The sequence below is a fragment of the Tropicimonas aquimaris genome, assembly GCF_042676185.1.
In the GTDB taxonomy this organism is placed as follows: domain Bacteria; phylum Pseudomonadota; class Alphaproteobacteria; order Rhodobacterales; family Rhodobacteraceae; genus Tropicimonas; species Tropicimonas aquimaris.
This window is the reverse complement of the sequence record NZ_JBHTJT010000044.1, coordinates 23,861-45,245: the sequence shown is the minus strand read 5'-3', so window position 1 is coordinate 45,245 and position 21,385 is coordinate 23,861. Positions and strand designations below refer to the sequence as shown.

Genomic DNA, 21,385 nt, shown 5'->3' with positions numbered 1-21,385 from the left:
GACCAATCGTGCCGACGTTCACATGCGGTTTGTTACGCTGAAACTTTTCCTTTGCCATGATGGCGCCTCGTGAGTTGGGGGCTACCTTCGGCCCGTTGCACATCGCGCGCGAAGTATGTCGATTGGCGCCGGAAATCAAGCGCCTTCCAAACTTCCGTCCTGAAACGGCTTCCGCACGCGTTTGCTGCGGATGTCATCCGCCCCGGCCGCCCTGCCGATCTCACATGAAGGCGCCGAAGATCTCGAGGTCCTCGGCAAATAGCTCGTGGATCCGGGCGCGGTCCTCCGGCTCCAGTTCGGCCGCGAAGGAACGCGAGCGGCTTGTGGTGCGGCGGCCAACCTCGGGCACTGGGCCGATCACTTCCGCGAGGTCCGCGACGAGGGCATCGACCTGCCCGGTGTTGTAGATCCGGTCGAAATAGGCGGGATCGCGGCCAAGAAAATGGCTGAGCGGCTCGCAATGGTGCGCCACGACTTCCGACAGCGCGCGATATTCCGGAAGGAAGCGGATGAAGGTGCCGATGTCGGGGGCCTCCACCACGCCGCGCTCGCGCAGTTCGGGCGAGAGATCCAGCCTGTTCAGGTCTCCGCGCGCCACCACACGGTTGGCGTAGCACGACAGGATCCGCGAAACCGGCTCCCGCACAATGCAGACCCGGCGATGCCCCGCGATCCGGTCATGCGGCAAGTCCCCGAATGGCACGAACGGGTAGGCCGCGTTGTGGATGTGCCAATGGGTGCCGTTCTCGGTGTAGGGCTCGAACGGCCGGCCGTTCTCGATCTCGAAGAACAGGAACTTGAGCGAGGTGCTCGAGCATTTCGGCACGCTGATATAGCTGAACCTGTGATCGAACAGGTGGACCGTCATCGCCAGGCCCGCCCCGACCTGCGCCGGCCGGGGCCCTCGTGATTGCCTATTTCATCCACTGGCCGAAAATCTCCAGATCCTCGGCATAGATCTTCTCGATCCGCTCCCGGTCTTCCGACGTGATTTGCTTGGCCACATCCGAGCTGGTGCTTTTCTGCGAATGCGGAAGGCTTGGAACCTCGCCCACGACGTCGGCCACGTATTCGATAAGCGAGGACATCTCCCGCAGCGAGAAGAGCTTGTCGAAATAGGACGGATCGCGACCCAGGAAATACGAGAGCGGCCTTGAGTGATGCAGTATGTTGGGCGAAGCGGCCTGGTAGGCCGAAAGATCTCGTACGAAATCGTGGATCGTGGGCGTCGTGGACAAACCCCGCCTTTCCAGATTCCTGGCCACCTTCGGCTTCTCCAGAATGCGCCCGTCGACGACCTTGTTCGCGTAGCACGACACCAGCCGCCCAACCGGCTCCCGCACGACCGCAATCTTGCGGTGGTTCCGGGTCGACTTCGTATCCAGATTCTCGAAGGGGATACTGCTTGCGAGTTTGTGGATCGTGTAGGTCTGCCCGTTGATATTGAAGCGCCGGAATTCGAACCCGTTATGAATGTGGAAGAAGAACTGCTTCAAGGACGTGCAGGCGCATTTCGGCACACTGACATAGGTCAGGTCGTGCTTCTTGAGGTAAAAGGTCATACCCGGGAACTCCTAGGAAACGTGTCCAGCCCCGCAAATCCGCGGGAGGGTTTGGCGGCAGGCCTTGCAGAGAATTGAGGCAAGATCAATTCTTTCGCGCGAACCATTCGGGATTGTCGCGCATCCACTCCTCGATCTGCTTCGCCCCGTTCGCGGCAAGTGCCGCGACCTGTTCGGAGCGCGACTTGGTGAGGCCCGAGCCAACCACGAAATCCCCGTCGAAGGATTCAAGCACCGTGAACTGCTTGGGTTCGGCGTTGATCTTGCCTCCGGCTTCGTCATCCCAGATCGAAGCCTCGATGATCATCGCCGACTTCGGGGCCAGCACCACCGGCACCCCCGGCACGGCGACCGAGTATCCAAGGATGTTCACGGCGATGTGGTAGAACTGGTCCCCGGTGTAGCCGCTGAACCGCGCCTCCAGCGCATCCCGATAGGCGCTCTCCCATTCATCGACCGACACGTTACGCGAAGGCTGAACCTGCTTGACGTTGTCGGCGACCACGACGATGTGGCCGAGCTTGAACTCGCCAAGCGGAATGCGTTCGGTTTGGGTGACGGTTTCCGTGCTGCTGGCGCAACCGGCGAGCGCCGTGGCGGCGGCGAGTGCGAAGAGGCGGCGCGTCAGTCGTGTCATCCAGGGCTCCGTGCAGGTTCTGGTCGCAGGGTCCCACTGGCATATCCGAGGAGTGGCGCGCGCGCAATTTTCGCTTCGGGCTTTTCCGGGCCTGCCGTCGGGTCTATGTCTGCGGCGCAACAGGGAGATTTGCGATGCAAGATGCGGATTTCGTCGGCCGGCTGCGGCTGGGTGTGAACATCGACCATGTCGCCACCGTGCGAAACGCCCGCGGCGGCGCTGTTCCCGACCCGCTGCGGGCCGCCCGCATCGCGGAGGCCGCGGGCGCCGACGGCATCACGGCGCATCTGCGTGAGGATCGACGGCACATCAGCGACGCCGACATCGAGGCGTTGGCCGCCAATCTGACGGTGCCTCTCAACTTCGAGATGGCCGCGACCCCGGAGATGCAGCAGATCGCGCTGCACCACCGCCCTCACGCCGTCTGTATTGTCCCCGAGAAGCGCGAGGAGCGCACCACCGAGGGTGGGCTGGAGGTTGCGAAGGACGAGAACCGCATGGCCCATTTCATCGCCCCGTTGCGCGACGCCGGCTGCCGGGTGTCGATCTTCATCGCGGCCGACCGGCGCCAGATCGAGGCCGCACACCGGATCGGCGCGGCGGTGATCGAGCTGCACACCGGCGCCTATTGCGATGCCCACTCCGAGGGGCGCTTCGCGGAGCGCGACGCGGAGCTGGAGCGGCTGCGCGAGATGTCAGCCTTCGCCCATTCGTTAGGGCTGGAAGTCCACGCCGGCCACGGGCTGACCTACGACACCGTGCAACCCGTCGCCGCCTTTCCGGAAGTGGTGGAGCTCAACATCGGGCATTTCCTCGTGGGCGAGGCGATCTTCGTGGGGCTGGACGCCTCGATCCGCGAGATGCGCCGGCGGATGGACGAGGCGCGCAGCCCCTCGAACGCCGCATGAGCACGGTCACGGAGGCAGAACGCAGTGCGCTGGCCGAATGCATCCACCGCGCCCGCGAGGCAAGCGACGTGGATGGCAAGGCCGGGATTTCGGCGGCCGTCCTGAAAGGGGGCGTGGTGATCGCCTGGGGTGACAACCAGGTACATCTCGACAACGATATCACCCGCCATGCCGAGGTCGTCGCCATGGCCCGCGCCACCGCGGCGCTGGACACGCCGGACTTGTCGGGCTGCACCTTGCTGTCGACGCTTCAACCTTGCGAGATGTGCCTCTCGGCGATGCGGTTCGCGGGTATCCGCAGGGTCGTCTTCGCCGCGACCAAGCCGCGTGTCGCGGCGAAGTATTTCGTGTTTCCCGAGCTGACGATCGAGCAGTTCGAAGACGCGGACAAGGGCGCTTTCGAATGGGTCGGCGGGGTGCTGGAAGCCGAGGTGCTGGACCTCTACGCCGAGGGCGACGAGTAGATGATCCTCGGCATCGGCTCCGACCTTGCCAATATCGAGCGGATCCAGGGTACGCTGGACCGTTTCGGCGACCGCTTCCGCAACCGCGTTTTCACCGAGATCGAACAGCGCAAGGCGGAGCGGAGGGCCGACACCGCCGGCACCTACGCCAAGCGGTGGGCGGCCAAGGAGGCTTGCTCCAAGGCGCTCGGCACCGGGCTGCGCATGGGGATCGCCTGGAAGGACATGGCCGTCTCCAACCTTGAGACCGGCCAGCCGGTCATGGTCGTCACCGGCTGGGCCGCCGAGCGGCTGGCCGAGATGACGCCGCCGGGCCACGAGGCGATCATCCATGTCACGCTCACCGACGACCACCCTTGGGCGCAGGCCTTCGTGGTGATCGAGGCGAGACCCCTGGCCGCACGGGACTGACCGTTCAGAACAGGAACATGTCGGCCTCGAGCTCGCCCGCGCGCACATCCTCCAGCAGAACCTTGCCGGCGCCCGCCGTCACGAGCGCTCCGTCCCTGGTGTTGCTGATGTCGATATCCCGGAACCGTTCCGCCTCGCCCACGACCAGCAGCTTGTCGCGCGCGACGTCGAAATCGGTGATCGTATCGCGCCCGCGATAATCGCCGAAGACGAAGGTGTCGCCCCCGCGCCCGCCGGTGAGCATGTCCCGGCCCGCGCCGCCATCGATCAGATCGGAGCCCTTGCCGCCATTGATGCTGTCGCGCCCGTTGCCGCCGGCCAGAACGTCTGCGCCGCCGCGCCCAACCACGAGGTCCTTGCCGTCACCGCCAAGGAACACGTCCCGCCCACCGTCACCGTCGAATTTCAGATTCAGCCGCAGGTCAAAGCCGTCGCCCGTCGAGAAGAAAAGCCCGTCCACGTTGATCCAGATCGCGTTGCCCCGGGTCTCGACATTCGCGTCGGGAAGTTCGAGCGAATTGGTGCCGCCGACCAGGCTTGCCCCGCGCAGCGACAGCTGGTCGTCTTCCGCGAAGGCGGTCATGGTCAGCTTGTAGCCGTTGAACCCGGTCTCGTCGTCGACATTGGCAAAGACGCCGCCCTGCAAGGTCTCGTAATGGACCGTCGTGCCCGTCAGATCGAAGCGGGCGGCCACGACGAAGTACGGATCCCCGTTGATGTCGAGAAAGGACACATCGTCGAACTCGACAGCATCCTCGTCAATCTTCCGTGTCTCAGCACGGCTGGAGGGGGTCTTCATGTCGGGTATGAATACCTGCAAACGGGCCTTGGTGCCTTCAAACATCTCACGTTCCAATCATTGCTTCGGGAATGAATATCGGCTCTCGCACGGATCAGCTTGCCGTGCCGCAGCCCGACGGTCAAACCGCGATCCGCGCCGGCCACCCTGCCACCGGCTTGACTCCCTCACCGCCCCCGACCATGAAGCGCCGTGCGCAAGGAGCGCAGGCAGGCACGGCAGGGAACAGGTATGGGCGACGCGGTCGAAGGCATCTGGGAAACGATCAAGACGGTCTTCTGGGCCCTGGTGATTGCCGGCGTCTTCCGCACGCTGTTCTTCCAGCCATTCTGGATTCCCTCGGGTTCGATGAAGGACACGCTGCTGATCGGCGATTTCCTGTTCGTCAACAAGATGGCCTATGGCTATTCGCAGTATTCCTGCCCCTTCGGCCTCTGCCCGATCGATGGCCGGCTGATGGGCTCCGAGCCCGAGCGCGGTGACGTCGTGGTGTTCCGCCACCCGGTCAACGGCACCGATTTCATCAAGCGGCTGATCGGCCTGCCCGGCGACCGGATCCAGATGAAGGATGGCGTGCTGCACATCAACGACGAGCCGGTGGGAATGGAACCGGACGGGCTGTTCATCGAGGACATGGCCCCGCAGGGTCCGCAGCAGCTTCTGCCGCGCTGCTCCAACGACCCCGTCGGCCAGGGCGGCACCTGCGAAAAGGCACGTTTCATCGAGACCCTGCCGAACGGCACGAGCCACTCGATCCTCGACATCGGCCTCGGCCCGAACGACAACACCCCGATCTTCACCGTGCCCGAAGGCCATTACTTCTTCATGGGCGACAACCGCGACAACTCCACCGACAGCCGGGTCAACCAGATCGCGCGCGGCGTTGGCATGGTTCCGGCCGAGAACCTCATTGGCCGCGCCGACCGGATCATGTTCTCCTCCGCCGGCAAGTCGCTGTTCTTTGTCTGGACATGGCGCCCGGACCGCTTTTTCAAGAGGATCGAGTGAGGCTTTCGGCGGAACTGAGGGCATTTCAGGATCGTCTGGGGCACCGTTTCCGGCGCCCCGAACTGCTGCTGCGCGCCCTCACCCATCCGTCGCTTGCCTCGGAGACCCGTCCATCGAACCAGCGGCTCGAGTTCCTCGGGGACCGGGTGCTGAACTTGGTGATCGCCGAGGCGCTCTTCCTGCATGACCGCCTCGCGGACGAGGGCCAGCTCGCCCCGCGCTACAACGCACTGGTGCGCAAGGAAACCTGTGCCGACGTCGCCCGCCAGATCGATCTCGGCGCGGCGCTGAAGCTCGGTCGATCCGAGATGATGTCCGGCGGGCGTCGCAAGAACGCGCTACTCGGCGATGCGATGGAGGCGGTGATCGCAGCTGTTTACCTCGATGCCGGGCTGGAGGCCGCCAAGCCGATCGTGCTGCGCCTCTGGGGCGAGCGGATCGAGGCGGCCGAGAGCCAGGCCCGCGATTCCAAGACCGCGCTGCAGGAATGGGCTCAGGCCCGCGGCATGGCGCCTCCGAAATACGTCGAGACCCGACGTAGCGGGCCGGACCACGCCCCCTCTTTCACGATCAGCGCCCGGCTCGAGAACGGCGAAGAGGCCACTGCCACCGCCGGCTCCAAGCGCCAGGCCGAACAGGCCGCCGCCACCGCCTTGCTGGAGCGGCTCGAAGCCTGACCCCACCGCATCGGTGCTCGAACGCTGCGACATCGCGGCCCAATTGTTGTATCTTCGATGCGCAATATATCTCCGAAGCGGCCACCCGCGCCGCCCTCAGTCAGGAGAGACAGATGCCCAACGATCAGACCCTCAAGAACCTGCAGACCGCCCTCGAAATGGAGATGACCGCCGGTCACCAGTACCAGCTCCACGCACAGGTCCTGGACGACTGGGGGCTGAACCTGCTCGCCGACAAGATGCGCGAGGAGATGCAGGAAGAGATCGGCCATTCCGATCTGTTCATGGAGCGCATCCTGTTTCTTGGCGGCTCACCCGAGATCCGCTTTCAGAAGCAGCCGAAAAAGGCCGATAGCCTCGAAGAGATGTTCAGCATGGACGCCGCCGACGAGCAGGAGGCGATCGAGACCTATTCCCGCGCCGCCATGCAGGCCGCCGAGGTGGGCGACATCGGCAGCCGGACCCTGTTCGAGCAGATCGTGCTCGACGAGGAAGGCCACAAGGCCTGGCTCGACCTGCAACTGAGCCTCATCAAGCGGCTGGGCGAGAAGGCCTACAGCGCTAAGTGGGTCTCCTTTGCCGACGAGAGCGACACCGAAGCCTGATCTGAACGCCCGTCGGGGCGGCCCCTGCCGTCCCGCTGGCGCCCGGGCGCCGGATGGCGTAAACCCCGGCTCTGAGCCGGAGGTTTGAAGCCATGTCCACACGTTGCGGATTCGTCGCCCTGATCGGAGAGCCCAACGCGGGCAAATCCACCCTGCTGAACGCGATGGTGGGTTCAAAGGTATCGATCGTCACCCACAAGGTGCAGACCACCCGCGCCCGAATCCGCGGCGTGGCGCTGGAGGGCGACAGCCAGATCGTCTTCGTCGACACGCCGGGCCTCTTCCGCCCGCGCCGCCGGCTCGACCGCGCCATGGTTGCCGCCGCCTGGGGCGGGGCTGCCGACGCCGACATCGTGGTGCTTCTGATCGAGGCGCATCGCGGAATGACCGAGGGCGTGAAGGCGATCCTTGAGACGCTGAAGGAGCGTGGTTCCGGCCAGACCGTGGCGCTCGCGATCAACAAGATCGACCGCGTGAAATCCGACGCGCTGCTGGCGATGACCCAGCAGATGAACGACGCCTATCCCTTCGCCAAGACCTTCATGATCTCGGCCGAGAAAGGCTACGGCGTGGATGACCTGCGCCAATGGCTCGCCTGCGCTCTGCCCGAGGGCCCCTGGCTCTATCCCGAAGACCAGCTTTCCGACCTGCCGATGCGGATGATCGCGGCCGAGATGACCCGCGAGAAGCTCACCCTGCGACTGCATCAGGAACTCCCCTACCAGCTCACGGTCGAGACTGAGAACTGGGAAGAACGCAAGGACGGCTCCGCCCGCATCGACCAGATGATCTACGTCGCCCGCGACGGCCACAAGGGCATCGTGCTCGGCAAGGGCGGCGAGACGATCAAGGCCGTCTCGCAGGCCGCCCGCGCCGAGCTCGAGGAATTTCTCGGCCGCAAGGTCCACCTGTTCCTGCAGGTCAAGGTCCGGCCCAACTGGCTGGAGGAAGCCGAGCGCTACTCCGAGATGGGCCTCGATTTCAAGGACGGCAATTCGTGAGCCGGCTGGCCTCGGGCCTCTGGGTTCAGGCCTACCTCATGCGGCTCCAGATCGAGACCATCCCGGCCTATGTGCTGGCCCATGGCGACGACACCGCCGGCGCGATCATGGTGAAGCTCAGCCCACTGGATGGAACCGCGCGCCTCTACCAGCGCATGATGGCGATGGACGGCTCCCGCCCCTGGGACGTGCTGGCCGACGGCCCCGAACCGGAGGTCGACGCCCTGATCGCCCGCCAGCGCAAGACCGATCCCGATCTCTGGGTGATCGAGGTCGAAAGCCGCGACGGCCGCCACCTGCTGGACCAGCCCGGTCTCGACTGACGCCCCCCTTTCGCCTGTCCGAAAACCCCTAGGGGGAGGGACCCGGAACGGGGCGCAGAGGGCAGACGCCCCGCCCCCCCCCTCGAGCCGCGCGCAGCCATGGACTTCCCCGGCATCACCCGCCACGATACGCGCCGGTGAAACGGAGGTTGCGGGCGTGGACTGGCGGGACGAAGGCTCAGTGCTGACCGTGCGGCCGCATGGCGAGACCTCGGCGATCCTCGAGGTCTTCACCGCCGAGCACGGTCGCCATGCCGGCGTGGTGCGCGGCGGCACCAGCCGCAAGCTGACCCCGGTGCTGCAACCCGGCGCACAGCTCTCGTTGGAATGGCGGGCACGGCTGCAGGAGCACCTCGGGGCCTTCCGGGTCGAACCGCTGAAATCCCGCAGCGCCGCCATCCTGAACGACCGCCTCGCCCTCTCGGCCCTCGGCGCGACCTGCGCGCTCCTGTCCTTCGCCCTGCCGGAACGCGAGCCGCATCCGGGCCTTTATGCTGCAACTCAGCACCTGCTGGACGCGCTAGGGACCGATCCGCGCTGGCCAGGGCTTTACCTGCTGTGGGAACGCGCCTTGCTGGAGGAACTCGGCTTCGCGCTCGACCTGAGCGCCTGCGCGGTGTCAGGCGCGACCGAAGGGCTCGTCTTTGTCTCGCCCCGAACCGGGCGGGCGGTGACCGCCGAGGGCGCCGGGGCCTGGTCCGACAGGCTTCTGCCGCTGCCGCCCTGCCTGCGCGGCGAGGCAGCGGAGAGCCCTGCCGAGATTCTGGAAGGGCTTCAGACCACGGGACATTTCCTTGAAACCTGGCTGGCGCCGGCGCTCGGCGACCGCCCCTTGCCACCGGCCCGCCAGCGGCTCATCGACCTGCTCGCGCGCCAGGGAACGCACCCATGAAAAGTTTTGCCGAGATCCGCGACCTTGCCATCGCCCGCAAGGGCAAGGCCACCTACGAGGCCGCGATGCCCACCCCGGCCGAGCTGCCCATGTCCGCGCTGTCGGACGACCGGCTGTTGTCCGAGTTCACCAAGCGGGTGTTTCAGGCCGGGTTCAACTGGTCGGTGATCGAGACCAAGTGGCCCGGGTTCGAGGCGGCCTTCCACGGCTTCGATATCGGCCGCAACGCGATGATGTCGGACGAGGATCTAGACGCCCATCTGCGCAACACCGACATCGTGCGCAACGCGGCCAAGATCCTGACGGTGCGAGACAATGCGGTCTTCCTGTCCGATCTCGCCCGCGCCCACGGCTCGGCCGCGGGCTATCTCGCCGCCTGGCCGATCGACGACACGATCGGCCTGTTCGACCTGCTGAAGAAGCGCGGGGCCCGGCTTGGCGGTGTGACCGGCCAGTACGCGCTGCGCAACGCCGGCTATGACGCCTTCATCCTGTCGCGCTCCGTCCTGGCCGCGCTGAATGCGCATGGCGTGATCGATGGCGCGGCGACCTCCAAGGGAGCACAACGCAAGGTCCAGTCGGCGTTCAACGCCTGGCACGCGGAAAGCGGCGCGCGCCATGCCGTAATCAGCTGGACGCTGGCGCTCTCCGTCCCGGACTGAGCCCGGCCTTGCATTGCCGCCGCGCCTGTCGGAGACAGGGGCAAATCCCGGCCTCGCGAGGAATGCATGGAAGATATCTGGCTGTCCTATGCCAAGCGCTTGCAGGCGCTGGCCGCCACCGGGCTGCATTATTCCCCGGACGCCTTCGACCAGGAACGCTTTGCCGAGATCGACGGGATCGCGCGCGAGATGATCTCGCGTCTTGGCCAGGTGCCTGTGCGGCAGCTCACAGGGCTGGCGGAGCCGCACGAGGGCTACGCTACGCCCAAGATCGACATCCGCGCCGCGGTGTTCCGCGAGGGCCGTGTGTTGCTGGTGCGGGAGAAGGTCGATGGCCGCTGGACCATGCCGGGTGGGTTTGCCGATATCGGCTATACCGCGAGCGAGGTCGCGGTGAAGGAAACCTGGGAGGAAGCGACGCTCAGGGTGGAGGCCAGCAAGCTCTACGAGATCCGCCACCGCGCCAAGCAGCCCGGCGCGCCGGATTACCGCGATTTCTACAAGTTTTTCTTCCTCTGCACCCCGGAGGACGATGCTCCGCCGCAGGCCGGCCCGGAAACCACCGATGCGCGCTTTTTCGACCCCAAAGACCTGCCGCCCATGTCCATCGGCCGCTCCAGCCCCGCCGACGTTGCCCGGGCGCTGGTGCATCTCCGCGCGCCGCAAATGCTGACCGACTGGGATTGATTGCACCGATGGGGTGAGCCGGGGCGCTGCCCCGGACCCCGGGATATGTCTTGACAGAAGAAGGGGCGCCGGCGGCGCTCTGGCCGGCCGACGCCCTGATGGCTGTGGCTTAGGTCAGCCCAGAAGCCTGCGTGCGATGACCTGCGCCTGGATCTCGGCCGCGCCCTCGAAGATGTTGAGGATGCGCGCGTCGCAGAGCACCCGGCTGATGCTGTATTCCAGCGCGAAACCGTTGCCGCCGTGGATCTGCAGCCCGTTGTCGGCCGCGGCCCAGGCCACGCGGGCGCCAAGCAGCTTGGCCATCCCGGCCTCGAGATCGCAGCGCTGGTCGTGGTCCTTTTCCCAGGCGGAGAAATAGGTGAGCTGGCGCGCCACCATGATCTCCACCGCCATCATGGCGAGCTTGCCGGAGACGCGGGGAAACTCGATCAGCGCCTTGCCGAACTGCTTGCGGTCCTGCGCATAGCGCATCGCGATGTCGAGCGCGGATTGCGCCACGCCGACGGCGCGGGCGGCGGTCTGAATCCGCGCGGCTTCGAAGGTCTTCATCAGCTGCTTGAAGCCCTGCCCTTCCTCGCCGCCGAGCAGGTTCTCGCCCTTGACGTGGAAGTTGTCGAAGCCGAGCTCGTACTCCTTCATCCCGCGATAGCCGAGCACCTCGATCTCGCCACCGGTCATGCCCTCGGTCGGGAACGGGTCCTCGTCGGTGCCGGGCGTTTTCTCGGCCAGGAACATGCTCAGGCCCTTGTGGTCCGTGGTGTTCGGATCGGTCCGGGCCAGCAGGGTCATTACATGAGTACGGGCGGCATGGGTGATCCAGGTCTTGTTGCCGGTGACCTTGTAGTCGCCGTTCTCGTCCTTCACGGCGCGGGTCCTCAGGCTGCCGAGGTCGGAACCGGTGTTGGGCTCGGTGAAGACGGCCGTGGGCAGGATCTCGGCGCTGGAAAGTTTCGGCAGCCAATATTCCTTTTGCGCGTCGGTCCCGCCCGCGAGGATCAGCTCGGCGGCGATCTCGGAACGGGTTCCGAGGCTGCCCACGCCGATGTAGCCGCGCGACAGCTCCTCGGAGACGACGACCATCGACGCCTTGGAGAGGCCGAACCCGCCGTACTCCTCCGGAATGGTCAGACCGAAGACGCCCATCTCGGCCAGCTCCTCGATGATCTCCATCGGGATCAGCTCGTCCTTGAGGTGCCATTCGTGGGCGTTGGGCTCCACGCGCTCCACGGCGTAGCGGCGGAACTGCTCGCGGATCATCTCCAGCTCGTCGTCCAGCCCGGTCGCCCCGACAGTAATGTTGGCGGATTGCTCCTGCATCAGCTCGACGAGCCGCGTGCGGGCACGCTGCGAGTTGCCGTTCTGGCACAGCGCCTCGATCTCGGATGTGTCCAGCACGGACATCGCCATGCGGTCGTCGAGCCCCATGTCGCGCATCCGGACGATCTCGCCCTGCGACATCGGGATGCCGCCACGGATCTGCTGCAGGTACTCCCCAAAGGCGATCTGGTGAATCAGCTGCTCGATCTCGCCGAACCGGCCCTGGCCGTCGAGCCGCTCGGCCCAAGCCTGCATCTGGTTGAGCGACTGGGCATAGGTGGCGAGCCAGGCCAGCCCGTGGGCCGCGGTCTGGTTCTGCTCCAGCAGCGCGCCGGACACGCGGCCGCCGTCGGACACGCGATCGCGCACGGCCTCGCGGGCCTGGGCCAGAAGGGCATCCACCGGCGCCAGCGACTTCTCGGTCAGCGTCAGCAGGGTGTCGAGAATGGCGCCGCCGGCCTCGGCCTTGGGCAGATCCTGTCCATCGTGGGGCATGACTCGAATCCTCCGTCTTCGGGTTTCGAAACGGAATAGGATGTTTGCAGGTGCAGCGCAACATAATTTCAATACTGTAGGTCATTTATGCAAATTATGTCTCTCGCGATTTGCCTGTGCGCCTCGTCCGAGATCGGATAAGGCCACGCCCATGGATACGTTTACACTTCCTGGCGGGCTCGGGCCGCTGTTCTTCGCCCTCGCCTGCGCGATCACGCTGCTCGCCGGCTTCGTCAAGGGCACCACCGGGTTCGCCATGCCGATGATCATGGTCTCGGGGTTGGCGTCGTTCCTGTCGCCGGAGATGGCCCTGGCCGGGCTGATGTTGCCGACCCTCGTGACCAATGCGATGCAGGCGCTGCGCGATGGCCTGCGGGCGGCCATCGGGGCGGTTCGCGACTACCCGCGCTATTTCGCCGTGGCCGGGGTGTGTCTGGTGCTCTCCGGGCAGCTGGTGACGGCGGTCGACCCGCGGGCGATCTACGCGATGATCGGCGTTCCGATCACCTTCTTCGGCGTGGCGCAACTGCTCGGCTGGCAGGTGAGTATCCGGCCGGAGGCTCAGCGGCGCGCCGAGGCCCTGCTGGGGACAGTGTCCGGCGTGATCGGCGGGGTGTCCGGGGTCTGGGGACCGCCGCTGGTGATCTACCTGACCGCGATCGGCACGCCGAAGGTCGAACAGGTACGGGTGCAGGGCGTGGCCTTTGCGCTCGGCGCCGTGCTTCTGGTTGCGACGCACCTGCAGACCGGCGTGCTCAACGCGCGCACGATCCCCTTCTCGGCGCTTCTGCTCGCGCCGGCCCTGGCTGGCATGTGGCTGGGCCAAAGAGTGCAGGACCGGCTCGACCAGGCGACCTTCCGCAAGGCGACGCTTTTCGTGCTGGTGCTGGCCGGCCTCAACCTCCTGCGCCGGGCGTTCACCTGATCCAGACAGGGACGGAAATGCAGAACGGCCCGGAGTGACCCGGGCCGTCCGTTTCAGCGTGGCCGAGCTTGCGCCTCAGCCGATGGCGATGGCCTTCACCTCGTCGGAGACATAGGGCAAGTACTGCTCGAAGTTCTCCTTGAACATGGCGACCAGCTTCCGGGCCTGTGCGTCGTAAGCCTCCTTGTCCTTCCAGGTATCGCGCGGATGCAGGAGGTCGGTCTCGATGCCCGGCACCTCGACTGGCACGTCGAAACCGAAGAACGGATCCTTCTGGAAGGCGACGGTCTTGAGCGTGCCGTCGAGCGCGGCGGTGAGGAGCCCGCGGGTGGCCTTGATCGGCATCCGCTTGCCGGTGCCGTAGGCGCCGCCGGACCAGCCGGTGTTGACCAGCCAGCAGGTGGAGCCGTGATCGTGCACCTGCTTCATCAGCAGGTCGCCATAGACTTCCGGGCGACGCGGGATGAAGGGCGCGCCGAAACATGTCGAGAAGGTCGGCTGCGGCTCGGTCACCCCGCGCTCGGTTCCCGCCACCTTGGAAGTGAAGCCCGACAGGAAGTGGTACATCGCCTGCTCCGGGGTAAGCTTGGCAATCGGCGGCAGAACTCCGAACGCGTCGCAGGTGAGCATGATGATGTTCTTGGGGTGGCCCGCGACGCCGGTCGCCGAGGCATTGGCGATGTAGTTGAGTGGGTAGGCGCAGCGCATGTTCGGGGTCAGGCTGTCATCGTCGAAGTCGAGCTTCAGCGAATCCTCGTCATAGACCATGTTCTCGATGACCGTGCCGAACATGCGGGTGGTCGCGTAGATCTCCGGCTCGGCCTCTTCCGAGAGGTTGATGGTCTTGGCGTAGCAGCCGCCCTCGAAGTTGAATGTGCCCTTCTTGTCCCAGCCATGCTCGTCGTCGCCGATCAGCACCCGGTTCGGGTCGGCCGAGAGCGTCGTCTTGCCGGTGCCGGAGAGGCCGAAGAAGACGGCGGCGTCCTCGGGCTTGCCGGGCGCGTGGTTGGCCGAGCAATGCATGGCCATGACGCCCTTGCCGGGCAGCAGGTAGTTGAGCGTGGTGAAGACGGATTTCTTGTTCTCGCCGGCATATTCGGTGCCGCCGATCAGGATCAGCTTTTCCTTGAGGTTCAGCGCGATGACGGTCTCGGAGCGGCAGTTGTGGCGGTCCGGGTCGGCCTTGAAGGAGGGGATGTTGATGACCGTCAGCTCGGGAACGAAGCCGTCCAGCTCGACCCGGGCCGGGCGGCGCAGCATGTGGCGCATGAAGATGCCGTGCCAGGCGTATTCGGTGATCATCCGCACGTTCAGCCGGTGTTCGAGATCGGCGCCGCCGTAGAGATCCTCCACGAAATATTCGCCGCCCTTCATGAACTCCACCATGTCGGCCTTGAGGTTGGCAAAGCCCTCTTCGGACATGGCAGCATTGTTTTCCCACCAGATGGTATCCTCGGTCACCTCGTCGCGCACCACGTGCTTGTCCTTGGGGGACCGCCCGGTGAACTTGCCCGTGCTGACCAGCATCGTCCCGCCAAGCCCGACCTTTCCCTCGCCCTTCTGGATGGCTTTTTCCATCAGCTGGCTGACCAGCAGGTTGTAGTGGATGTCGCCGAGGCCGGTAATGCCCTGATCCTCAAGGCGCATTGCCGGGTTTACACGTCCAGTCGTCATTCGCTCGCTCCCAAAACCGCCTTCGCGGTCGTCCAGTTCCTTGCAAAACAAACGGCAGGCGACGTGCCTGCCAGCAAGGCCGATCCGGCCCCGCAAGATTCGTATAACACCGGGAATTCGATCTTGGACTGCGACAAGTGCCACTGGTTAGCGCGAACATTTCAGGGCGTTTGCCGCGCGCAAAAAAGAGGGCGGTGAAAACCGCCCCCTTCCTCAATTCAATGCGTTCACGCCTCTGGACGAACCACGTCCTCATGCGCCAGTTCCCACTGGTCGGGGGAGCGCCACAGCCGCGAGCGCAGGAGTTCGCGTTCGAAGATGAACTCCTTCGGAAGCCGGTCGAAGAACTTGTCGAACTGCTCTTCGTGGGCATGCGCTTCCTTGGCACCGGCTTCGCGGCCGACCTCCATAAGCTGGTAGAACTTCTCGGCCGGGAAATCGAGGCCGGCCCATTCGAGGTCCTCGTGACGCGGCATCCAGCCGATCGGGCTTTCGACAGCGTAGCCGCGGCCGTGGACGCGGTCGACAATCCACTTCAGCACCCGCATGTTCTCGCCGAAACCCGGCCAGATGAACTTGCCGTTCTCGTCCTTGCGGAACCAGTTGGTACGGAAGATCCGCGGCGGGTTCGAAACGCGGCGTCCGATATTCAGCCAGTGCCCGAAGTAGTCGGCCATGTTGTAGCCGCAGAAGGGCAGCATCGCCATCGGGTCGCGCCGCATCGCGGCCTGGCCGATCGCGGCGGCGGTGGCTTCCGATCCCATGGTCGCGGCGAGGTAGACGCCGTGGCTCCAGTTGAAGGATTGGAACACCAGTGGCATATCCTTGCTCATCCGGCCGCCGAATACGAAGCCGGCGATCGGCACACCGGCCGGGTTTTCCCACTCGTCATCGATGGACGGGCAGTTCGCGGCAGGCGCGGTAAAGCGGGCGTTGGGGTGCGCCGCGGGGGCGTCGCTGTCGGGCGTCCAGTCGTTGCCTTTCCAGTCGATCAGGTGCGCCGGGGGCTCCTTGGTCATGCCTTCCCACCAGACGTCGCCATCGTCGGTCAGCGCGCAGTTGGTGTAGATGACGTCCTTCTTGATCGTCTCGACGGCGGTCGGGTTGGAGGCCTCGTTCGTGCCCGGGGCCACGCCGAAGAAGCCCGCCTCGGGGTTGATCGCGCGCAGTTCGCCACCCGGTCCCTTCTTGATCCAGGCGATGTCATCGCCGACGGTCGTGACCTTCCAGCCTTCAAAGCCCTTCGGCGGCACCAGCATGGCGAGGTTGGTCTTGCCGCAGGCGCTCGGGAAGGCGGCGGCGAGGTAGGTTTTCTCGCCTTCGGGAGACTCGATGCCCATGATCAGCATGTGCTCGGCCATCCAGCCTTCATCGCGGGCCATCACGGAAGCGATGCGCAGCGCCAGGCACTTCTTGCCGAGCAGGGCGTTGCCGCCGTAGCCCGACCCGTAGGACCAGATCTCGTAGGTCTCGGGGAAGTGCACGATGTATTTCTTCTGGATGTCGCTTTCGCACGGCCACGGCACGTCTTCCTGGCCGGGTTCGAGCGGCGCGCCGACGGAGTGCATGCAGGGGATGAAATCACCATCCTCGCCAAGCGAGTCGAGGACGGCCTGACCCATGCGGGTCATGATGCGCATGTTGGTAACGACGTAGGCGCTGTCGGAGATCTGGACGCCGACCTTCGCGATCGGAGAGCCGATCGGACCCATGCTGAACGGGATGACGTACATCGTCCGCCCCTTCATGCAGCCATCGAACAGGCCGTTCAGGGTCTCGCGCATTTCGGACGGGTCGGCCCAGTTGTTGGTCGGACCAGCGTCGTTCTTGCTGTTCGAGCAGATGAAGGTCCGATCCTCGACACGACCAACGTCCGACGGGTGAGACCGGGCGAGATAGCTGTTGGGGCGCTTTTCGGGGTTCAGACGGATGAAGGTCCCTGCATCCACCATCTCCTGGCAGAGCCGATCGTATTCTTCCTGGGACCCGTCGCACCACACGACCTTGTCAGGCTTGCAAAGGGCCTGCATCTTGTCGACCCACTCAAGCAGTCGGGCATTTTTGGTCGGTTTGGCCGTGAGAGCTTCCATGCTTTCCTCCTAGGATGCAGCAACGCTGCGCAGGCTTGCTCCGATTGCTCCCCCAATCGCGTGGGGGTGGGTCATCCGGAGCGCGTTCCCCTCGGGCCGCTATCCCTGCGCCGCCTGCCGCTCATATATCACCTGCCAGACGCAAATGAACCGTCACAGGGCCCGATTGTTAGCGCCACCATGTCGCTGTTTCCGGTTGTGAATGTCAGGGTTTCGCGCACTACATGCCACGGTATACTTTTTGCATGTCCGCCATGCCGTGGCCGCCATGTGATGTAATTTAGCCATTCGTTTCCGAAATTGGTGTCCCCTGGGCCTGCCAAACATGCGCGATTCGCATTCATTGTTGATTCCTGTGTGGCGACACATGAAAATGTGACAAAAGTGGAACATGAGCAGTACGAGGAACCCCCGCCATGTCGCGCATCGCGCTTGTTGACGACGACAGGAACATCCTGACCTCCGTTTCCATGACCCTCGAAGCCGAGGGTTTCGAGGTTGAAACCTACAACGACGGCCAGTCCGCCCTGGACGCCTTCAACAGAAGGCTCCCCGACATGGCCGTGCTCGACATCAAGATGCCCCGCATGGACGGAATGGATCTTCTTCAGCGCCTGCGCCAGAAGACCTCGATGCCGGTGATCTTCCTGACGTCGAAGGACGACGAGATCGACGAGGTTCTCGGCCTGCGGATGGGCGCGGACGACTACGTCAAGAAGCCCTTCTCCCAGCGGCTTCTGGTGGAACGCATCCGCGCTCTGCTGCGCCGGCAGGAAGCGATCTCCGCCGACGAGGCAGGGGAGCCGGAGACTTCGCAGGTTCTGGTGCGCGGCGAACTGACCATGGACCCGCTGCGCCATTCGGTGAGCTGGAAAGGTCTGGACGTCTCCCTCACCGTGACCGAATTCCTGCTGCTGCAGGCGCTCGCGCAGCGCCCGGGTTTCGTCAAGAGCCGCGACCAGTTGATGGATGTCGCCTACGACGATCAGGTCTACGTGGACGACCGCACGATCGACAGCCACATCAAGCGCCTCCGCAAGAAGATGCGCAGCGTCGATCCGGAGTTTTCTGCCATCGAAACACTTTACGGAATCGGGTATCGTTATAACGAAGAGTGACCCTCTGCCCCCGAAAGGGACCATGCGTGTGCGCGACACAAGGCACGAAGTAAACAGTGACGTTGTTCTGGGCGAAGACTGGGTAACGCCCGAGACCTCGGACGCCGACGTTCGACGCAAGCGCGAACGGCGTGGGTATCTGACGCTCAACCGGTCCCCGCTGGCGCGGAAGATCATTACCTTCAACCTGATCGGCCTCCTCATACTGGTCGGCGGAGTTTTCTATCTCAATCCGTTTCGCGACAGCCTGACGGAGCAGCGGGTCAACGGGCTGCATTCCGAAGCCGGGCTGATAGCTGATGTCTTCGAGGTCCAGATCCCCCGCAACGCGCCGGTCAGTCTCGCCGGCGGCGACGGGATCGATCCGCAATCGACGCTGGACAATCTGACCCTGTCGCACGGGGTGGAAGTCTTCGTCTACGACACCTCCGGCAAGAAGGTGGCTCACCGCTCGGGTCCCGCCCTCGATCTCGAGACGCCGGACGGTTCCACCGTGATCACCGACTTCCTGAACTCCATTTGGGAGGGCACCTCGCGCCTCCTGACCCCCGGCGCCCCGGACGTTCCCGGCGCCGACGGCGAGCGCCTCGCCGAGGCCCTGCTGGAGGGTGTGGAGGCCGGCAACGCCCCGATGGCCACCGGTGTCGACGCGAACGGGGAAACGCTCTTTGCTGTCGCCAGCCCGATCCTGCAGGGCGAGCGGATCGTCGGCATCGTCGCCGCCGCCTCCGCCGCGGGAGAGGTCGACTACCTCGTCCGCAAGGAGCGCGAACAGGTGCTCCAGATGTTCGTGATCGCGATCCTGGTCTCGATCGGCCTGAGCCTCGTGCTCGCTTCCACCATCGCCAACCCGCTCTCCGATCTCGCCGCCGCGGCCGAGATCGGGCGTGACCGCAACGCCCGCAAGATGGCGCCGGGCCGGGTGCGCATCCCCGACCTGACCGGCCGCCCCGACGAAATCGGCCGGCTCTCCGGCGCGCTGCGCGGCATGGTTGCCGCGCTCTACGATCGGATCGACGCCAACGAACAATTCGCCGCGGATGTCGCCCACGAGATCAAGAACCCGCTGGCCTCGCTACGCTCCGCTGTCGGCACGATGCGGGTGGCCAAGCGGGAAGATCAGCGGGAGAAGCTGCTGGACGTCATCGACCACGACGTTCGCCGCCTCGACCGGCTGGTGAGCGACATCTCAAACGCCTCCCGGCTCGACAGTGAACTGGTCAAGGAGGATGAGGAGCAGTTCGACCTGCTGCACATGCTGCACAACCTCACCGACTATCTCGGCGAGGACGCCAAGTCGAAAGGGGTCGAGTTCATCACCGACCTGCCCAAGCAGCCGATCATGGTCTACGGGCTCGAGGCGCGGCTGGCGCAGGTTTTCGTCAACCTGATCACCAACGCCGTCAGCTTCTGCGAGGAAGGCGACGCCGTGCGCGTCTGGGTCCGCAAGCGGGAGAACCGTGTGCTCGTGGTGTTCGAGGACACCGGCCCCGGCATCCCCGAACAGGCGCTGACCAAGATTTTCAACCGGTTCTATTCCGAACGTCCACCGGGGCAGTTCGGCGACCACTCGGGCCTCGGCCTCGCGATCTCCAAGCAGATCGTCGAAGCCCATGGTGGGGTTATCTGGGCGGAAAACATCCGCCCGACAGATGCCGACATAACCTCCGAACCGCTGGGGGCCCGCTTCGTGGTCGGCCTGCCGGTCTGAGCCGGGGAGGCAATCCATGTCGGCCCAGAGCAAAATCGACGCGGCCGCCCACGGCGCCTTTCTCGACGATGACAAGACGCTCGTGCGCGCAAGTTGCGTGGCGATGGATGGCCGCGCGCTGTTGATCCTCGGCGGCTCCGGCAGCGGCAAATCCAGCCTCGCGCTCGATCTCGTCGGGCTTGGCGCCACCCTGGTCTCCGACGACGGCACGTTTCTCGCAAGGCGCGGCGACATCCTGTTTGCCTCGCCGCCCGACAGCATCGCCGGCCGGATCGAGGCCCGCCACATCGGCATCCTGACCCTGCCCTTCGTGTCCGAAGCCCGGGTCACCCTTGCAATCGACCTCGACCGGGAGGAAACTGACCGGCTGCCACCGCTTCGCGAGATCATCCTTTTGGGACAGAGGATCACCTTGCTCCACCGCCCGCCGCCCCCCGTCTCCGCCAGCGGCCTGCTTCAATGCCTCCTCGAACGACGCGACACTCCATGACCGAGAACCCATCCGACAACCTGCCAGAAGACCTGCCGCCGACCGCCGCACCGCGGCTGGTGCTGGTCACCGGCCCCTCCGGCGCCGGGCGCAGCACCGCGATCCGGGCGCTCGAGGACCTTCGCTACGAGGTGATCGACAATATCCCGCTGAGCCTGGTGCCCCGGCTGCTCGAAGGAGAGCCGCACGGGCCCGCGCTGGCGCTTGGAATCGACACCCGCAACCGCGACTTCTCCGTCGCGGCCTTCCTCGATCTGGTCAACAGCCTCGGCGAAGGCCGGGTGGAGATCCTCTATCTCGACAGCAACGCCGACGTGCTGCTCAAGCGCTACTCGGAGACCCGCCGCCGCCATCCGATGGCCCCGGCCGAAAGCCCCGCCCAGGGGATTGCCCGCGAGTTCGACCTGCTTGAGCCGATCCAGCAGCGCGCGGACATCAAGATCGACACTTCCGAGATGACGGTGCACGACCTCAAGGCCGAGATCGGCCGCTGGTACGGCGGCGGCGGCAAGGACAGCCGCCTGGCGCTCTCGATCCACTCGTTCTCCTACAAGCGCGGTCTTCCTCGCGGCATCGACATGGTGTTCGACTGCCGTTTCTTGCGGAATCCCTATTGGGATCCGGCCCTGCGCGGCCTCGACGGACGCTCATCGGAGGTCTCGGCTTATGTTGCCGCCGACCAGCGGCACGACGCCTTCTTCAACAAGGTCCGCGATCTGACACTTCTGCTGCTGCCGGCCTATGTTGAGGAGGGCAAATCCCACCTGTCGATCGGGTTTGGCTGCACCGGAGGGCAACACCGCTCCGTGACACTAGCCGAACGGCTCGGGAATGCCCTTGCGGATGCCGGTTGGCAGGTGTCAATTAGGCATCGGGAACTGGAGCGACGCGACGCGCAGATCGGCGCCGAAGCGCAAGCGGGGACTTGA

The 21,385-nt window shown here is 65.1% G+C and carries 23 protein-coding genes; 16 read left to right on the top strand and 7 right to left on the bottom strand.

The genetic code is table 11. The annotated features are described in order from the left end of the window. Positions 1 to 220 precede the first annotated feature (220 nt). From ACFQ2S_RS18345 to ACFQ2S_RS18335, 3 genes are all read right to left on the bottom strand, one after another. A complete protein-coding gene (locus tag ACFQ2S_RS18345) occupies positions 221 to 868 on the bottom strand; it encodes a sulfotransferase family 2 domain-containing protein (protein ID WP_386076696.1) in 648 nt (215 codons plus the stop codon). A 46-nt stretch (positions 869 to 914) separates the two neighbouring features. Further along, positions 915 to 1,562: a sulfotransferase family 2 domain-containing protein gene (locus tag ACFQ2S_RS18340; RefSeq protein ID WP_386076695.1), complete on the bottom strand. Its 648-nt coding sequence runs from the start codon at positions 1,560 to 1,562 to the stop codon at positions 915 to 917. Between the two features lie 85 nt (positions 1,563 to 1,647). Beyond that, positions 1,648 to 2,199, bottom strand: coding sequence for a hypothetical protein (locus tag ACFQ2S_RS18335; RefSeq protein ID WP_386076693.1), 552 nt, complete (start codon positions 2,197 to 2,199; stop codon positions 1,648 to 1,650). Positions 2,200 to 2,333: 134 nt separating this feature from the next. On the opposite strand from ACFQ2S_RS18335, the gene ACFQ2S_RS18330 reads away from it, so the two are divergent. Genes ACFQ2S_RS18330 through acpS form a run of 3 tightly spaced genes read left to right on the top strand, consistent with a single transcriptional unit; the run spans position 2,334 to position 3,982 of the window. Next, positions 2,334 to 3,107: a pyridoxine 5'-phosphate synthase gene (locus ACFQ2S_RS18330; RefSeq protein ID WP_386076691.1), complete on the top strand. Its 774-nt coding sequence runs from the start codon at positions 2,334 to 2,336 to the stop codon at positions 3,105 to 3,107. Further along, positions 3,104 to 3,571, top strand: a complete 468-nt coding sequence (locus ACFQ2S_RS18325) for a nucleoside deaminase (RefSeq protein WP_386076689.1) — start codon at positions 3,104 to 3,106, stop codon at positions 3,569 to 3,571. Before ACFQ2S_RS18330 ends, ACFQ2S_RS18325 begins: the two co-directional genes overlap by 4 nt. After that, positions 3,572 to 3,982: a holo-ACP synthase gene (acpS, locus tag ACFQ2S_RS18320; RefSeq protein WP_386076687.1), complete on the top strand. Its 411-nt coding sequence runs from the start codon at positions 3,572 to 3,574 to the stop codon at positions 3,980 to 3,982. A gap of 4 nt (positions 3,983 to 3,986) precedes the next feature. On the opposite strand, the gene ACFQ2S_RS18315 is transcribed toward acpS, so the two are convergent. Next, positions 3,987 to 4,826, bottom strand: a complete 840-nt coding sequence (locus ACFQ2S_RS18315; protein ID WP_386076685.1) for a calcium-binding protein — start codon at positions 4,824 to 4,826, stop codon at positions 3,987 to 3,989. Between the two features lie 186 nt (positions 4,827 to 5,012). Here ACFQ2S_RS18315 and lepB point away from each other — a divergent pair, with 186 nt between their 5' ends. From lepB to ACFQ2S_RS18275, 8 genes are all read left to right on the top strand, one after another. Further along, positions 5,013 to 5,789, top strand: coding sequence for a signal peptidase I (gene lepB / locus ACFQ2S_RS18310; RefSeq protein WP_386076684.1), 777 nt, complete (start codon positions 5,013 to 5,015; stop codon positions 5,787 to 5,789). After that, positions 5,786 to 6,466 (top strand): ribonuclease III, encoded by a 681-nt coding sequence (gene rnc / locus ACFQ2S_RS18305; RefSeq protein WP_386076682.1) that lies wholly within the window; start codon positions 5,786 to 5,788, stop codon positions 6,464 to 6,466. Before lepB ends, rnc begins: the two co-directional genes overlap by 4 nt. Before the next feature lie 113 nt (positions 6,467 to 6,579). After that, positions 6,580 to 7,071 (top strand): bacterioferritin, encoded by a 492-nt coding sequence (locus ACFQ2S_RS18300; protein ID WP_386076681.1) that lies wholly within the window; start codon positions 6,580 to 6,582, stop codon positions 7,069 to 7,071. Positions 7,072 to 7,163: 92 nt separating this feature from the next. Next, positions 7,164 to 8,072 (top strand): GTPase Era, encoded by a 909-nt coding sequence (gene era / locus ACFQ2S_RS18295; protein ID WP_386076679.1) that lies wholly within the window; start codon positions 7,164 to 7,166, stop codon positions 8,070 to 8,072. Next, on the top strand, positions 8,069 to 8,395 hold the full coding sequence (locus ACFQ2S_RS18290) for a DUF1491 family protein (protein WP_386076678.1): 327 nt from the start codon (positions 8,069 to 8,071) through the stop codon (positions 8,393 to 8,395). Before era ends, ACFQ2S_RS18290 begins: the two co-directional genes overlap by 4 nt. 157 nt (positions 8,396 to 8,552) lie before the next feature. Then, entirely contained in the window at positions 8,553 to 9,287 is a 735-nt protein-coding gene (recO, locus tag ACFQ2S_RS18285) for a DNA repair protein RecO (protein WP_386076676.1), read from the top strand. Next, complete coding sequence (locus tag ACFQ2S_RS18280; protein WP_386076674.1) at positions 9,284 to 9,949, top strand: DNA-3-methyladenine glycosylase I; 666 nt, start codon at positions 9,284 to 9,286, stop codon at positions 9,947 to 9,949. The genes recO and ACFQ2S_RS18280 overlap by 4 nt, the downstream gene beginning before the upstream one ends. A 66-nt stretch (positions 9,950 to 10,015) precedes the next feature. Next, on the top strand, positions 10,016 to 10,636 hold the full coding sequence (locus ACFQ2S_RS18275; protein WP_386076673.1) for an NUDIX hydrolase: 621 nt from the start codon (positions 10,016 to 10,018) through the stop codon (positions 10,634 to 10,636). 114 nt (positions 10,637 to 10,750) lie between these two features. On the opposite strand, the gene ACFQ2S_RS18270 is transcribed toward ACFQ2S_RS18275, so the two are convergent. Continuing rightward, entirely contained in the window at positions 10,751 to 12,448 is a 1,698-nt protein-coding gene (locus ACFQ2S_RS18270) for an acyl-CoA dehydrogenase family protein (RefSeq protein WP_386076671.1), read from the bottom strand. 151 nt (positions 12,449 to 12,599) lie between these two features. Here ACFQ2S_RS18270 and ACFQ2S_RS18265 point away from each other — a divergent pair, with 151 nt between their 5' ends. Further along, positions 12,600 to 13,373 (top strand): sulfite exporter TauE/SafE family protein, encoded by a 774-nt coding sequence (locus ACFQ2S_RS18265; protein WP_386076669.1) that lies wholly within the window; start codon positions 12,600 to 12,602, stop codon positions 13,371 to 13,373. 75 nt (positions 13,374 to 13,448) lie between these two features. On the opposite strand, the gene ACFQ2S_RS18260 is transcribed toward ACFQ2S_RS18265, so the two are convergent. Together ACFQ2S_RS18260 and ACFQ2S_RS18255 are read right to left on the bottom strand one after the other, a co-directional pair. Next, the gene (locus ACFQ2S_RS18260; RefSeq protein ID WP_386076668.1) at positions 13,449 to 15,047 is read right to left on the bottom strand and encodes a phosphoenolpyruvate carboxykinase; all 1,599 of its coding nucleotides are present in this window, start codon (positions 15,045 to 15,047) and stop codon (positions 13,449 to 13,451) included. 227 nt (positions 15,048 to 15,274) lie between these two features. Further along, positions 15,275 to 17,137 (bottom strand): phosphoenolpyruvate carboxykinase (GTP), encoded by a 1,863-nt coding sequence (locus ACFQ2S_RS18255; protein ID WP_386076667.1) that lies wholly within the window; start codon positions 17,135 to 17,137, stop codon positions 15,275 to 15,277. Between the two features lie 416 nt (positions 17,138 to 17,553). Here ACFQ2S_RS18255 and ACFQ2S_RS18250 point away from each other — a divergent pair, with 416 nt between their 5' ends. Genes ACFQ2S_RS18250 through rapZ form a run of 4 tightly spaced genes read left to right on the top strand, consistent with a single transcriptional unit; the run spans position 17,554 to position 21,385 of the window. Next, a complete protein-coding gene (locus ACFQ2S_RS18250; protein ID WP_089233282.1) occupies positions 17,554 to 18,255 on the top strand; it encodes a response regulator transcription factor in 702 nt (233 codons plus the stop codon). A 22-nt stretch (positions 18,256 to 18,277) separates the two neighbouring features. Further along, positions 18,278 to 19,966, top strand: a complete 1,689-nt coding sequence (locus ACFQ2S_RS18245) for a sensor N-terminal transmembrane domain-containing protein (protein WP_386076665.1) — start codon at positions 18,278 to 18,280, stop codon at positions 19,964 to 19,966. Between the two features lie 16 nt (positions 19,967 to 19,982). Then, positions 19,983 to 20,456 (top strand): HPr kinase/phosphorylase, encoded by a 474-nt coding sequence (locus ACFQ2S_RS18240; protein WP_386076664.1) that lies wholly within the window; start codon positions 19,983 to 19,985, stop codon positions 20,454 to 20,456. Further along, positions 20,453 to 21,385, top strand: coding sequence for an RNase adapter RapZ (rapZ, locus tag ACFQ2S_RS18235; protein WP_386076663.1), 933 nt, complete (start codon positions 20,453 to 20,455; stop codon positions 21,383 to 21,385). The genes ACFQ2S_RS18240 and rapZ overlap by 4 nt, the downstream gene beginning before the upstream one ends.

Coding starts and splice junctions, on each gene's coding strand:
- ACFQ2S_RS18250 (WP_089233282.1), top strand. CDS start 17,554: ATGTCGCGCATCGCGCTTGTTGACGACGACAGGAACATCCTGACCTCC.
- ACFQ2S_RS18335 (WP_386076693.1), bottom strand. CDS start 2,199: ATGACACGACTGACGCGCCGCCTCTTCGCACTCGCCGCCGCCACGGCG.
- ACFQ2S_RS18265 (WP_386076669.1), top strand. CDS start 12,600: ATGGATACGTTTACACTTCCTGGCGGGCTCGGGCCGCTGTTCTTCGCC.
- ACFQ2S_RS18245 (WP_386076665.1), top strand. CDS start 18,278: ATGCGTGTGCGCGACACAAGGCACGAAGTAAACAGTGACGTTGTTCTG.
- ACFQ2S_RS18275 (WP_386076673.1), top strand. CDS start 10,016: ATGGAAGATATCTGGCTGTCCTATGCCAAGCGCTTGCAGGCGCTGGCC.
- ACFQ2S_RS18325 (WP_386076689.1), top strand. CDS start 3,104: ATGAGCACGGTCACGGAGGCAGAACGCAGTGCGCTGGCCGAATGCATC.
- ACFQ2S_RS18340 (WP_386076695.1), bottom strand. CDS start 1,562: ATGACCTTTTACCTCAAGAAGCACGACCTGACCTATGTCAGTGTGCCG.
- era (WP_386076679.1), top strand. CDS start 7,164: ATGTCCACACGTTGCGGATTCGTCGCCCTGATCGGAGAGCCCAACGCG.
- ACFQ2S_RS18345 (WP_386076696.1), bottom strand. CDS start 868: ATGACGGTCCACCTGTTCGATCACAGGTTCAGCTATATCAGCGTGCCG.
- ACFQ2S_RS18255 (WP_386076667.1), bottom strand. CDS start 17,137: ATGGAAGCTCTCACGGCCAAACCGACCAAAAATGCCCGACTGCTTGAG.
- ACFQ2S_RS18240 (WP_386076664.1), top strand. CDS start 19,983: ATGTCGGCCCAGAGCAAAATCGACGCGGCCGCCCACGGCGCCTTTCTC.
- ACFQ2S_RS18280 (WP_386076674.1), top strand. CDS start 9,284: ATGAAAAGTTTTGCCGAGATCCGCGACCTTGCCATCGCCCGCAAGGGC.
- acpS (WP_386076687.1), top strand. CDS start 3,572: ATGATCCTCGGCATCGGCTCCGACCTTGCCAATATCGAGCGGATCCAG.
- rapZ (WP_386076663.1), top strand. CDS start 20,453: ATGACCGAGAACCCATCCGACAACCTGCCAGAAGACCTGCCGCCGACC.
- ACFQ2S_RS18330 (WP_386076691.1), top strand. CDS start 2,334: ATGCAAGATGCGGATTTCGTCGGCCGGCTGCGGCTGGGTGTGAACATC.
- ACFQ2S_RS18300 (WP_386076681.1), top strand. CDS start 6,580: ATGCCCAACGATCAGACCCTCAAGAACCTGCAGACCGCCCTCGAAATG.
- ACFQ2S_RS18270 (WP_386076671.1), bottom strand. CDS start 12,448: ATGCCCCACGATGGACAGGATCTGCCCAAGGCCGAGGCCGGCGGCGCC.
- ACFQ2S_RS18260 (WP_386076668.1), bottom strand. CDS start 15,047: ATGACGACTGGACGTGTAAACCCGGCAATGCGCCTTGAGGATCAGGGC.
- lepB (WP_386076684.1), top strand. CDS start 5,013: ATGGGCGACGCGGTCGAAGGCATCTGGGAAACGATCAAGACGGTCTTC.
- ACFQ2S_RS18315 (WP_386076685.1), bottom strand. CDS start 4,826: ATGTTTGAAGGCACCAAGGCCCGTTTGCAGGTATTCATACCCGACATG.